The sequence below is a fragment of the Poriferisphaera corsica genome (genome assembly GCF_007747445.1).
GTDB lineage: Bacteria > Planctomycetota > Phycisphaerae > Phycisphaerales > Phycisphaeraceae > Poriferisphaera > Poriferisphaera corsica.
Genome location: NZ_CP036425.1, coordinates 2,350,487 through 2,363,323, shown reverse-complemented (window position 1 = coordinate 2,363,323; position 12,837 = coordinate 2,350,487). Strand labels below are relative to the sequence as shown.

Below are 12,837 nucleotides of genomic sequence, written 5' to 3'. Positions count from 1 at the left end.
ACTAACCATTAGCACCAGCACTATTTTGCCAGAATCAACCCTCATTCATACGATATTCACACTATGCTCGAACGTTTTCGCCATCATCTACTAACCCGCTGGTCACGCATCGTCAGCACGCACCCGTGGGCAATCCTCTCTATCGCATGCCTGATCGCATTCATTTGCATCGGATACACGCTCACCACCATCACTTTTAAGCCGAATCGCAACGATCTTATCTCCCGCGATCTCCCCTGGAACCAAAACTTTATTCGATGGCAAGAGAACTTCACCGGCAACGCCGACTTCATCATCGCAATCGATACCTACAACAACAATCAACCTGACCCTGACAAAGTCAAACGCGTCAAAGCGCTCGTCGATACACTCGGCCCAACACTGCAAAACCTTCCTTACGTTTCACAGGCCGTCTGGGGTTTTGACCCTTCCGAAGTCTCGCCGCGCACCATTCGTCTCCTCCCTCCCAACGAATTTTCAGCAAAGATGGATGATATTGCTGAATCAAAATCACTCCTGCAAAGCCCAACGCCCGCAATCCTTCTTCAACGCACCATTCTCAAGATGCGGGAGAAACCTTCTAACGCACCAATAGATGTTAATCAACTCAATGCACGTATTGATAACCTCACTGCGCTCGTAGACGCATTTAACACCCGTATCGAAACACCCGCCGCCGAGGATGTTGATCTCCTCGCCATCACAAAATCCCAAAACGGTATCTCCCATTGGGAGTACCTCATGACCCGCAACCAGCGCCTCCTCCTCCTCCGCATCACCCCCCGTGAATCGGACGGTGCACTCACCCCTTACGAAAACGCAATCAAATCAATCCGACACGAACTCGCCCTTGTCCGAGAGAAACATCCCGACATTGAACTCGGCCTCACCGGCATCGACGTCGTCGAAACCGATGAGACTGAGGCCGCTAACAACGATTCCATCAAGGCCTCCATCCTCGCCGCCATCCTCATCGCAACCCTCCTCATAACTTCATTCCACTCCTTCAAATCCCCACTCCTCATGCTCCTCACACTCGCCATCGGCATCTCTTGGACCTTCGGCTACCTCACCCTCACAATCGGACACTTACAGTTGATTAGTGTCATATTCACCGTCATCCTTCTCGGCCTTGGTATCGATTTTGGAATCCATATCACCACACGTTTCGAACTTGTTCGCCACGACTACCCCGACACCATCGACGGCTTCGCCGACGCGATCAGAGACACCTTCGAAACCATTGGGCCTGGCCTCGTGACCGGCGCTATTACAACCGCCGCAGCGTTGGCGACAACGATGTTTACCGATTATGCCGGTGTGGCCGAGATGGGGCAGATTGCCTCGGCTGGGATTATTCTCTGTCTGATTTCCATGTTCGCGGTATATCCCTCTTTATTGCGGCTGTTTAAGTATAAGCACCGACACATCACGCCGATTGATACGCGTGTCGTGGACTTTTTTAAAGAGCACTGGATCATGCCGTTTGTGAAGCATCCGTGGATCACGCTTTGTATTGCGGCCTGCATTACTGCCGCAGCGGGATTTGCGATCTCACGTATGACCTTTGATTACAATCTTTTAGAGCTTTTGCCTGAGAATGTCCCCTCAGTCGTTTGGCAGGAAAAGATCACTGAAGAAGGGGATCAATCGATTTACTTCGGTGTAAGTGTGGTGGATAGCTTGACAGCGGCGCGTGAGGAATCGGAGCGTTTCAGGCAATTACCGACGGTCGGGAGTTTGGCTGGAATTGCGCTATTAATCCCGCCGGATGATGCGCAAAAAATTGAACAGATCAAAAATGTTCGCGCTGAGTTGGAACCGACGCTTAATCAAGTGCTTAGTTCTAATCATCAGTTAGATGGTGACAGTGATTCTTCCAATGTAAACGCACAGAATGAAGCATCAGACGCAAGCCAAACCGCTCATGGTGAAGACTTGCTGAAACAGGTTAATAATCTTCGAGCTTTGCTTAATGCAGCGATCTATTCTGCTCCGCCTGATATTCGTATGAGTTTACAGAATTTGGATGATTCGTTAACTCATTTCAGCCGCAATAGTAGCGCGTTGGATGAAGTGGAACGTCAATCAAGGCTTGCCGCGTTGCAGAAGGATTTTGTTGTTTGGCAGCGATCGAGTGCTGCTCTGATTGATCAAACACTCAGTACTGAGCCATTAACTGAAGAGGATTTGCCTGAGGAGATTATCAGCCCGTATGTTGCAACCATTAATGGGCAAACACTTTACGCGATAGAAGTTTTTCCGAAGACCGACACTTTCAACGGTTATAACGCAGCGGATATATCTGATGATGCAGAAATGCGAGAGCATGAATACGAGATGATGGGCCCGTTGTCAGAGGGGGTGTTGAAGCCGTTTATTGGGGAGATGCGGGCGGTGGACCCGGATGTAACTGGGGTGATTGTACAGATTTACGAATCAGGGGCTTTGATTTGGAAATCGTATCTTGAGGCGGGTGTATATGCGCTGTGTTTGGTGTTTATATTGCTGTGGATTGATTTCCGGAAGATGAACGACACGGTATTGTGCTTAACACCTGTGATGATTGGGTTTGCGCTGACGTTTGGGATTTTGTATCTGGTTGGGATTCAGATTAATCCGGCGAACATCATTGTTTTGCCGCTGATGTTTGGGATTGGTGTGGATGCTGGTGTGCATATTCTTCATCGGTACCGGCAGGACAGGTTTACGCGTCCGTTGGGTTTGAGTGGGGGTGTTGGAAAGGGTGTGTCGTTAACGAGTTACACGACGATGATCGGGTTTGGATCGCTGATGATTTCATCTCATAGGGGGATGGCGGGGCTGGGTTTTGTGATGATGTTGGGGATTGGGATGACGCTGCTGGCTTGTTGGATGATCTTGCCGACGTGCTTGGAATTGCGGACAAGACAGCGAGAAAAACGTGAAGAGATGAAAGAGAAGAGTGCGGTTTAATTCGAGATGTGACTGGATGCCTATCGCGGATCTGCGCACAAAAAATAAAAATCGATGGTTTTCCTGTAGTCAATTTTGGCAAAAAGGGTGGGTTTGGGCCAGAGTTTGGTGAGAAATAGGCAAAAAATTGAAAAGAATACACGAACTTTCACGCAAGCGCGCGGGGCAAAAGCGTGTTTGTGCGCGCCTTGAAAATTTTAGAATTTTGGCACGGCGTTTGCATATAAAGATGATGTGATTGGAGCCAATTGAGGTCTCATAATGGGGCGGACGGAAAGTGATTCTAGATGAGTACGCGGCATATCGAGATGATCTATACGATTGGTCATTCTAATCACAGATTAGACAAGTTTATGTCCCTGTTGAAGAAGTACGATATTGATGTTTTGGTTGATGTAAGGTCGCGGCCTTGGAGCAGGTGGAAACAGTTTGTGGGTGAGGGGCTTGCGGCTTCGTTGCGGAGTGAGGGGATTGTATATGAGTGGTTGGGAGGGGAACTGGGCGCGAGAAGAGAAGAGGAGGGATGTTATGTAGAGGGTGTGGCGGTGTATGAACAGGTGGCGGAGTTGCCGCGATTTCATGAGGGGATTGAGCGTGTGATGGAGATGGCGCAGGGGGGGAGGCGGTTGGCGCTGATGTGCGCCGAGCGCGAGCCGTGGGATTGCCATCGGGCGATTTTGGTGGCGAGAGAGTTGTCGGGACGTGGTGCGGTGGTGTCACATGTGATGGGGGATGGGGACCTGATGAGTCAGGCTGAGATCGAAGTCTATTTGGTGAATAGAATGAGGTCGAGGCATTTATTTAATGTGATGGACGGGTATGAAGAAGCGGTGAGAGTCGCGTATGAGGCGCGAGGTTTGGAGATCGCGTACCGGAAATTTTAGGACGGTTAGTGATGATTACGTCTTCGATAAATTTCGATAATGATCGATTGGCTGGTAATTGCGGCCACGATGAAGAGAACAGATGCCTTGAGGGAGGGTTTGCTTGAGTCATGCAGCACAAACGCATGCAAGCGAACCAAATGTGATTAAGAATTGTATTTAGGTTTGGGTGGGCGGTTGTCTTTGCTGCGCCGGGCTTTGAAGAAGGATTGTAAGAGTGCGAGGCAGTCGTCTTGGAGGATGCCTGCTCGTGAAGGGAGGCGGTGGTTGAAGCGGGTATCACTAAGCAGGGAATAGAGGGTGTCGACGCAGCCCATTTTGGGGTCGGTTAGTGAGTAGATGCAATGGCCGAGTCGCGCGTTGACGAGGGCGCCTGCGCACATGGGGCAGGGCTCGAGGGTGACGGCGAGGCCACAATCGTCGAGACGCCATGTGCCAAGGGTTTGAGCGGCTTGTTTTAGGGCGAGGATTTCGGCGTGGGCGGTGGGGTCAGCGTTGGATTCGCGGAGATTGTGAGCGGCGGCAAGGATGGTGGTTTTGTCGAGATTGAATAGGTCGGCTGGGTCTTGTTTGTAGATGACGGCACCGATGGGGACTTCGTGCAGATCATAGGCGAGCTGGGCTTGCTCAATGGCGAGGCGCATCATGGCGATATCATGGGCGGCTTGCTCGGGAGAGGGTGAGATGGATTCTGAGGATTGATTCGTCATATACGGGTATTTTAGGGTTATAGAGGATGTGTTGCGAGGTAGATGTGTGTGGGATGATGTGGTTAGATGAAATGCTTGCTGATCTATAGCGTCGTCTTGATTGAGGTGGGGTTATTGAGTACTTTGTTTGTAGATTGAAGGAGAATCGCGTGAATAAAGCGTATTACAATGAACATGCCGCGTCTTTTGTTGAGGATACGTTGCAGGTTGATATGAAGCATTTATATGGGCGGTTTGAAAAGTATTTGAAAGAGCATGATTCGGTTCTAGATCTGGGCTGTGGGTCAGGTCGTGATAGCTTGTATTTTAAGCGCAAAGGATACAAGGTCACGGCTCTGGATTTTTCAGAAAATCTAGCTGAAATGGCGAGTCAAGTAATCGGGAATGAGGTGATCATTCAGGATATGAGAAAATTGTCCTTCACGTCTGCATTTGATGCGATTTGGGCGAGTGCGTCGATTCTTCATATTTGCCGGGATGACATCGCGAAGGTGATGCGGAATTGTCATCGGGCTTTGGTGGATCATGGTGTGTTTTATTCATCCTTCAAATACGGGGATAGAGAAGAGGTAAGGCGGGGGAGGCATTTTAATTTTTACGATGAGGCGAGTTTTGGAGAATTGGTCGAAAGTGTGGGTGGATTTCAAATCGTTGAGATGCTAAAAACGGTTGATGCTCGATCAAAGCGAGCAGATGAATTTTGGTTGAATGTGATAATGAAGAAGATCTAGATCATTTATTTCCTCGATACCTGTGCAGAAATTTTGGCGAAATATAAGAGTAAGAGTGAAATGGATCAGGTACTGAAAATATTGGTTGCGCCGGATAGTTTTAAAGAGTCGCTGAGCGCGGAAGAGGTTGCGGAGGCGATGCGCATGGGGGCGATGGATGCGGCGCAGGTGATGGCGCGCGGTGTTGAGGTGGATGTATGTCCTGTGGCGGATGGCGGCGAGGGGACGGTCAATGCGCTGGTTAGAGCGATGGGCGGAGAGGTGAGACGTAGTGAAGTGACTGAGCCGCTGGGCAGGAGGATTGTGGCGAGGTGGGGGCTGTGTGGCGAGACTGGTATCGTGGAGATGGCGGAGGCTGCGGGTTTAGGATTGCTGAGTGAAGGGGAAAGGAACCCGATGCGGACAACCACGTATGGGGTGGGGCTGCTTTTGAAGGAAGCAATGGATGCGGGGGCAAAACGGATCATTATGGGGATTGGCGGGAGCGCGACGAATGATGGTGGGTGCGGTGCGGCTCAGGCGTTGGGGGTTGTGTTTTATGATAATGGTGGGGAGATCATTGAGCAGCAGATTAGTGGTGGGCTCTTGGGGAAGGTATCGCGGATTGATGTGGAGGGATTGGATGAGCGGCTGAAGAATGGGGAAGTGAAGTTGGAGGTGGCGTGTGATGTGCGGAATGTATTTTGTGGCGAGCATGGTGCGGCGCGGGTGTACGGGTGGCAAAAGGGGGCGAATGCAGTTGAGATTGGCGAATTGGATGCGTGGATGCTGCAGCTTGGAGCGCTGATGGCGCGGGATTGTGGGGTGGATGTGATGGGAATGGCGGGGGCAGGAGCGGCGGGTGGATTAGGCGGCGGCGCGGTGGCGATGTTGAAGGGGGCGTTGAGATCGGGGATTGAGTTGGTGCTTGAAGCGGTGGATTTTGAGCAACGCGTGCAATGGGCGGATGTGGTGATTTCAGGTGAGGGAAAGATGGATGGGCAGACGAGTGAAGGGAAGGTGTTGTGGGGGGTTGAACGGGCTTGTGAGCGAGTGGGGAGGCCGATGTGGGTGGTTGTGGGCGCGGTGGGGACAGGTGTTGATCTGGGGGCAGGGAATGGTGGGCATCAAGAGGGAATGAAGGGGGGGATGCAAGGGGGGATTGCGGTGAGTGAGGGGCATGAGCGGGGATGGGCGATGGTGCATGCGAAGGAGCTGGTGCGTGAAGGGACGGCGAGAATTGTAAAGAATGTGTTAGCGACGTTTTAGTGAGGAGCGAGTGGGTTTATCTTACGTGGTTATGAAAGACCATGTAGCGAAATTCGTGATTATTGGGTTGTTGTTGATCGTGGTGGGCGTGCCGATGCTGTTGCGTCCTGCTAAAGGGGAGGCAGGGGGAGAGGTGGTGGCATTGAATGGGGCGGGTGATACTAAGTTGATTATTATGACGCCTCATAACGAGCAGATTCGATATGAATTTGCGACGGCTTTTAATCAGTGGCGATTGAAGCAGGGGAAGGAGACGGTGGTATTTGATTGGCGTGCTGGCGGAGGGACATCGGATCTGCGGAAACAGTTATTGACGCAGTTTGTGGATGCAGCGAAGGATGGGCGAGAGGAGATGGGGGTTGGGGTAGATCTGTTTTTTGGTGGCGGGGAATATGATCATAATAAATTAGCGAAGGGGATTAAGTTCAAGCGCGATGGTGAGGAGCGGAAGTTGTCGGTAAGCGTGCCGGCGGGGTTGAATGAGGCTGTTATTGAAGATGCGTTTCCGGGACAGATGATTGGTGGGTCGAAGTTGTATCGGGATGATCTATTGTGGGTGGGGACGGCGCTTTCGAGTTTTGGGATTGTGTACAACCGAGATGTGGTTGAGATGTTGGGTGTGAAAGAGCCTAAGACATGGTTAGATATGACGCAGCCGGAGTTTCGTGATTGGGCGGCGTTGGCAGATCCGTCACATTCAGGTTCGATTGCGGCGACGTATAACGTGATTTTGATGAGGAAGGGTTGGGAGGATGGATGGTCGTTGCTTCGTAGAGCGTTTGCGAATGCAAGGTATTTTGCTTCGAGTTCCTCGAAGGTGCCAGTGGATGTTTCGAGTGGTGAAGCTGGGTTAGGGATGTGTATAGATTTTTATGGCCGATTTCAGGCGGCGGTGACGGATGACGTTCGTGTTGGGTATGTTGATCCAGCCTATATGACAGCGATAACGCCAGACCCGATTAGTGTGATCCGGGGTGCACCGCATAAGGCGATTGCGAAAGAATTTATTGAGTGGCTGTTGACGAAAGATGCACAGGGGCTTTGGCAAAAACGGATTGGTACGGCAGGTGGGCCGCTCGCGAGTGAGTTGAGAAGGCAGCCGATTCGTAGAGATATGTTTACCATTGATGGGAAGGTAGATTGGGCGGATCGAGAATTGGATCCGTTTAGCGTGGCGAAGCCGTTTGTGGATGGCGTGCCGGATTATTTTGGATTTGTGGCGTTGGTGAGCCATGCGATGGCGATTGATATTCATGAAGAATTGAAGGCGGCTTGGGCGGTAATCAATCGGGTTGAGGATGGAAATCCAGTGAAAGGTGAGATGTTGAGGCTGTTTGATGCGATGCCAAAGGAGTTGGTGGTTGATTGGCCAAGCGATGAGTTGCGAGATCAATGGTTGCTGATTCTTGAAGATGAGGATGATTTGAGAAGGGATGAGGTGCTTGGTGTGTTGGATGGTTTTGTTAAGGGATTGAAGGGGCGATATAAGAAGAATCCGGATTTGAAGTTGCAGGACCGGTTGGCCTGGACTTTGTTTTTCAGGGAGAACTATCGCAGGATTGTTGAGCTTGAGAAGCAGGTGGAGTTGAGGCGGATTGCGGTCGCTGAATAGTCTGGTGAGAGGATTGGGAATAGAATGGACGCTCTGGCAAAGGTGCTGGGGCGTTTTTTTTGTTTTGAATTTTAAATGGGAGTTGGCGATGCGAATCTATGTGATCAGGCATGCAGACCCGGATTATGAGAATGGAACGATTACGGCGCTCGGGCATCAGGAGGCGGAGGCACTGAGTGAGCGATTGGATGATGTGCGGATTGATCGGATTTATAGTTCGCCTAAAGGGAGAGCAGTGCATACGGCGGAGTATACGGCAAAGCGGAAGGGACTTGAGATTGAGGTTTTGGATTGGTTGGCAGAAGTCGATTGGTGGTCGGAGAATGAATATAACGGTCATCCGTTGGCGGTATATAACGCGCATGGTTTTTTGGTGAGAGAGATGGAGCCTCAACCGACTTGGGGGACGTGGCATGAAAATGAATGGTTTAGTGATCCGCGGATCAGACGGGAATTTGAGGTGATCCAAACGGGATCAGATTTGCTTATGGCTGATCATGGGTATGTGAAGGATGCGTGTGGGGTATACCGGCATGATGAGCCGAATGAAGTGGCGATTGCGGTGTTCTGCCATAACGGGTTGGGATTGACATGGTTGGCGCACCTTTTGAATATACCGTTACCGCTGTTTTGGACGAGCTTCTATTTGCGGCCGGCATCTTTGACGACGGTGTTGATGGATGAGCGAGATGGTGGGAAAGCGACACCGCGATGTTTGAATATGAGTGATGAGACGCATCTTGTGGCGAAGGGATTGGATAAGGCGCGTGTGCCGAATGGGATAGTGAATAATTATGAGTGATTGTTGAAATGAATTGAGCAATAAAAAAGGCGGCTCGTTGAGTCGCCTTTGTTTGTATTTGATATTGGTTGTATTGCTATTCGGCTGGTTCGGTTTCAGGTGTTGAGGTGTCATGTGATTCTGCGGCCGCTGTGGGGGTGGATGGTTGGTTGTTGTCTTGTGCTTTGACTTGAGCGAGGACGGTGAGGCCACCTTTGACGGATTGGCCTTCTTCGACGGTGACTTTTTCGAGGAGTGATTTTGGGATGTAGAGTTCGGTGGTTGAGCCGAGTTTGATCATGCCGATACGTTGGCCACGTTGGATGACCGCGTTTTCTTCAACAGCGCAGCAGATGGTACGGGCGAGGAGGCCGGCGACTTGGCGGACGGCTGCAACGGGATGCCCTTTGGTGGGGTGCTTCATGAGGATGAGGTTGCGCTCATTGACTTCACAGCAATTGGGGTTGAGTGTGTTGGTGTGCTTGCCGGGTGTGTGTGTGATGGAAGCGATTCGGCCGTGACATGGTGAGCGATTGACGTGTACGTTGAAGACGGACATGAAGATGCGGATGCAAGTTGCGGGTTGATTGTCGAATGGTTCGTAGGATTCGATATCGTGGATGGAGGTGATGCGGCCGTCGGATGGGGCGACAGCGATGCCGCGTTGTGAGGGTATGCGGCGGTCGGGATCACGGAAGAAGTTGATGACAAAGGCGAGTGCGAGAAAGATGGGGATGATGAGGTACCAGAGGTCAAAAAGGATGGAGGCTGCGGCGAGGAGCATCGAGATAATGATGGCGGTAATCCATTCGTTTTTGCCGTATCCGCTGAGTTTCAAGGGCGTCTCCATTCATTGAAAACCAAGGCATGATTTCGTGACGTCATGTCAGTTGAAAGATTATTTTAGCGTGAGTTGATGCTATAGGAAAACTATGGTTTGAGATATGTTTGCGTGAGTGTTGAGTTGTATAAAAAAACTGGCAGGTCGAAGACCTGCCAGCGTATATCTCAATGTAATCAATTTTATGAGGTGGCTTTGCCGAGGACAGCGCCGATGCCGCCACAGATGAGTGTGAGGACGAAGAGTCCGCCAGTGAGGATGTAGAAGGTGTTACCCATTTCGTATGCACCGCGTGAGTTGCGGAGCATGCCGGTGATCATGGTGAGGACGTCTGCGTGAGCGCCGACCATGACGATGAGTGCGATGGCGAGTGAGATGACCGTGCCGAAGAGCATGCCGGTTGAGAAACCGGATGGTGCTTCGAAACTGTCTGAGAGATCGACCATGCCAGAGCCGGAGTCAGCACCCGCGAGTGGTGCGTTCATGGATGGAGGGGTCATGGTGCCGGACATTGAACCTTCGAGGTTTTCGAGTCCTGAAGTGGCGCCGGTAGCGGACAGACCAGCATCGAAGATGCCGGAAGATCCGATGGCGGAGTCAATGTTTGTGCCGGCTGCGGTGTCGCCTGAACCTGGATAGATATCTTCCAAGAGGTCAGCACCGAGTGAGGCATCATTTGATTCGTGAGTCAGGTCGAGGAGACCGGAGCCGGAACCAACTGATTCGAGTGAGATTTGGCTACCCTGATTCGCAACGGTTTGTGCGAGTGGGTCAGCAGCGTCAACTTCACCTGCGTCAAAGACGGAGATGCCGGTTGAATCGTTGCTACCAAGGCCGAGGCCGGTGCCAGCATTTGTGTCACCCATCAGTGGGATGGCTGTGTCATGAAGGCTGACAGCGTCGTTGGTTTGTGAATCAGCAAGAGGGATTGGTGCTGCGGAATCATCTTTGCCGCTACTGCCAGCCATCGTGTCGACTTCAGCGCATTTAAACATGAGCTTATCGCCATCACGGAACTGCTGTAGCTTGCCGCTTGCAGCCATATCTTTAATTTCTTGTTCGCTGACGCCAAGCTTCGCTGCCGTCTCTTCAAGAGTGTAGAACATCTTCGCCATGAAACTACTCCTGGAACCGGAGGGGAGGGTCTATAAAAGAGTCAAAAGACCTCAGTATGATAACTGATTTTGCGAGCGGATGCTGCAGTAATTACCGGTCTGAGGTACATTTAGGATAAATATTCTGGTTAAAATGGCAAGGTTTTTTATTAATGTGTATTGAATTTCTCATGAGGGGGAATGTGATCAGTGTTCATCGGTGTGACATGAATGTCATTGGGGACTGATATGGAGGGATGTGAGGTGGGTTTTGATTGGTCGTTTGTGGATGGGGGCAGGTTGTGGAGTGGTATTTATGGGTAGTCAATGAGCGTGAATAAATGTTATAAATGGGGCAGGACGGGATATATGGTGTGATTGAGCCGGGTAGACGATGGGGGAGTAGAGAATGGAATCTTGTGATGCCGCTAGCGTATGGATTGATACAACCAGTTGACGTAAAGTTGCCAAATTTACCGCATGAACTGGATGGGATGCGGATTTTGCATGTTTCTGATCTTCATATCAGGCGGCATGGGCGGTTATTTAGTCGGCTGATCAATCAGTTGACTTCGATACGACATGATCTGACGGTGTTTACCGGCGACTATATGTCGTATCCGGGGGATGAGGATGCGTCGATCAAGGTGATGAAGAAGATCTGCGAGCGGCTGAATCCATCGATGGGGATGTACGGTGTGTTTGGTAATCATGATTTTGATGAGTTCAGGCAGCGAGCTGGCGAGGAGTTACCGATTCACTGGTTGAGTGATCATGCGGTGAGTGTGAAGGATCGGCCGCTGGATTTGTTGGGTTTTAATGTGACGAAGGGGTCGGGGCCTGATGGGATGAAGGTGGCGATGGATGCGACGCTCGAGTGTGGTGGGCGTGATGAGGATCGCTTGAGATTGGGGTTGCTTCACTATCCACAGAAATTCATGTTGGCATCTGATTTGGGTGTTGATTTGATGTTGTCGGGTCACACGCATGGCGGCCAGATACGGTTACCGGGTGGGCGGGCGCTTTTTAATTCGAGTGATCTGCCGCTGGGATTAAGTTCAGGATTAATGCGACATCGAGATATGATGATTGGTGTGTCGCGTGGGGTTGGTTATGCGGGGATGCCGTTTGTTACGAGTTGGCGATTGTTTTGTCCGTCGCACATGCCGTTATATACGCTGCGGCGCGGGCCGATGACGGGGAAACGGTCGAATCGGTTGGAAATGATTCAGAGGTGGTAAGAAAAAAATGAGTTATGAAAAAGGCCTAACAGTAAGTTAGGCCTTTTTGTTTAGAAGCGATTTTTTGATTTATTGATAATGAGGTTGTCGTGGCCGGGGACGATGACATCGGCGATTTCGACGGCTTCGATAAATGATTCTTGGGCAAGTTCGATGTCGTTGGCACCTCGGAGGATGCGGCCTTGCTCGAAGTGCTCGGCTGTAGCGACGGCGTCGCCGGCGATGAGTGTGGTCGTGTTGGTTTCGAGGAGGAGTAGACCGCAAGTGCCGGGCGTGAAGCCGGGGCAGGGGAAGAGATCGACTTGCGGTGCGAGTGTATCGGGCGCCGCATCACATTTCTTGAGTAGTGAAACTTCGTATTGAAGAAGCTGTTGAACGTCCTCGTCTTCGGTGTTTTGGTATTGCTCGATGAGAGCAGGGCCGATGGTTTCGCGTTCGCGTTCGGAGATAAACCATTTGGCTTGCTCGAAAGCGGAGAGGCCCATGCGATGTGATGGGCGGAAGTTGGTGAGGAAGACATCGGTGATGTCGTCGGGGGTGAGACCTGTGCGCTCAGAGAGTCGAGCGGTGATGATCTGCGGAGGTAGGCCAGGGTCGACGAGGATCGTGCGATCGCCTGAGCGGATGAGTGTGGTGGTGGCGTGAGCGGTGCGAGGTGGTGTTGGGTGATCCCAGAGTTCGTGAGTGCTAAGCGTGCCGATACTGATGATGCGGTAGTCCATGCTGGATGTGTTCCTATG

The 12,837-nt window shown here is 51.2% G+C and carries 11 protein-coding genes; 7 read left to right on the top strand and 4 right to left on the bottom strand.

What is annotated here, in order from left to right; genetic code table 11:
- Positions 1-63: 63 nt before the first annotated feature.
- Both KS4_RS09765 and KS4_RS09760 read left to right on the top strand, forming a co-directional pair.
- Positions 64-2,955, top strand: coding sequence for an MMPL family transporter (locus tag KS4_RS09765; protein ID WP_145077481.1), 2,892 nt, complete (start codon positions 64-66; stop codon positions 2,953-2,955).
- 287 nt (positions 2,956-3,242) lie between these two features.
- On the top strand, positions 3,243-3,839 hold the full coding sequence (locus tag KS4_RS09760; RefSeq protein WP_145077479.1) for a DUF488 domain-containing protein: 597 nt from the start codon (positions 3,243-3,245) through the stop codon (positions 3,837-3,839).
- A 146-nt stretch (positions 3,840-3,985) separates the two neighbouring features.
- On the opposite strand, the gene KS4_RS09755 is transcribed toward KS4_RS09760, so the two are convergent.
- On the bottom strand, positions 3,986-4,486 hold the full coding sequence (locus KS4_RS09755; RefSeq protein ID WP_145081579.1) for a nucleoside deaminase: 501 nt from the start codon (positions 4,484-4,486) through the stop codon (positions 3,986-3,988).
- 212 nt (positions 4,487-4,698) lie between these two features.
- On the opposite strand from KS4_RS09755, the gene KS4_RS09750 reads away from it, so the two are divergent.
- The 4 genes from KS4_RS09750 to KS4_RS09735 all read left to right on the top strand — a co-directional run bounded on the left by KS4_RS09750 (position 4,699) and on the right by KS4_RS09735 (position 8,942).
- Positions 4,699-5,280: a class I SAM-dependent methyltransferase gene (locus KS4_RS09750; protein ID WP_145077477.1), complete on the top strand. Its 582-nt coding sequence runs from the start codon at positions 4,699-4,701 to the stop codon at positions 5,278-5,280.
- 60 nt (positions 5,281-5,340) lie between these two features.
- Positions 5,341-6,528, top strand: coding sequence for a glycerate kinase family protein (locus KS4_RS09745; protein WP_145077475.1), 1,188 nt, complete (start codon positions 5,341-5,343; stop codon positions 6,526-6,528).
- Between the two features lie 31 nt (positions 6,529-6,559).
- Complete coding sequence (locus KS4_RS09740) at positions 6,560-8,140, top strand: ABC transporter substrate-binding protein (protein WP_145077473.1); 1,581 nt, start codon at positions 6,560-6,562, stop codon at positions 8,138-8,140.
- Positions 8,141-8,228: 88 nt separating this feature from the next.
- Positions 8,229-8,942, top strand: a complete 714-nt coding sequence (locus tag KS4_RS09735) for a histidine phosphatase family protein (protein ID WP_145077471.1) — start codon at positions 8,229-8,231, stop codon at positions 8,940-8,942.
- A gap of 76 nt (positions 8,943-9,018) precedes the next feature.
- Here the strand turns inward: KS4_RS09735 and KS4_RS09730 are convergent, their stop codons facing one another.
- Together KS4_RS09730 and KS4_RS09725 are read right to left on the bottom strand one after the other, a co-directional pair.
- Complete coding sequence (locus KS4_RS09730; RefSeq protein WP_200761130.1) at positions 9,019-9,759, bottom strand: phosphatidylserine decarboxylase; 741 nt, start codon at positions 9,757-9,759, stop codon at positions 9,019-9,021.
- A 185-nt stretch (positions 9,760-9,944) separates the two neighbouring features.
- Entirely contained in the window at positions 9,945-10,877 is a 933-nt protein-coding gene (locus KS4_RS09725; RefSeq protein WP_145077467.1) for a helix-turn-helix domain-containing protein, read from the bottom strand.
- A gap of 353 nt (positions 10,878-11,230) precedes the next feature.
- Here KS4_RS09725 and KS4_RS09720 point away from each other — a divergent pair, with 353 nt between their 5' ends.
- A complete protein-coding gene (locus tag KS4_RS09720; protein WP_200761129.1) occupies positions 11,231-12,097 on the top strand; it encodes a metallophosphoesterase in 867 nt (288 codons plus the stop codon).
- A gap of 50 nt (positions 12,098-12,147) precedes the next feature.
- On the opposite strand, the gene KS4_RS09715 is transcribed toward KS4_RS09720, so the two are convergent.
- On the bottom strand, positions 12,148-12,819 hold the full coding sequence (locus tag KS4_RS09715; protein ID WP_145077463.1) for an MBL fold metallo-hydrolase: 672 nt from the start codon (positions 12,817-12,819) through the stop codon (positions 12,148-12,150).
- Positions 12,820-12,837: the final 18 nt, after the last annotated feature.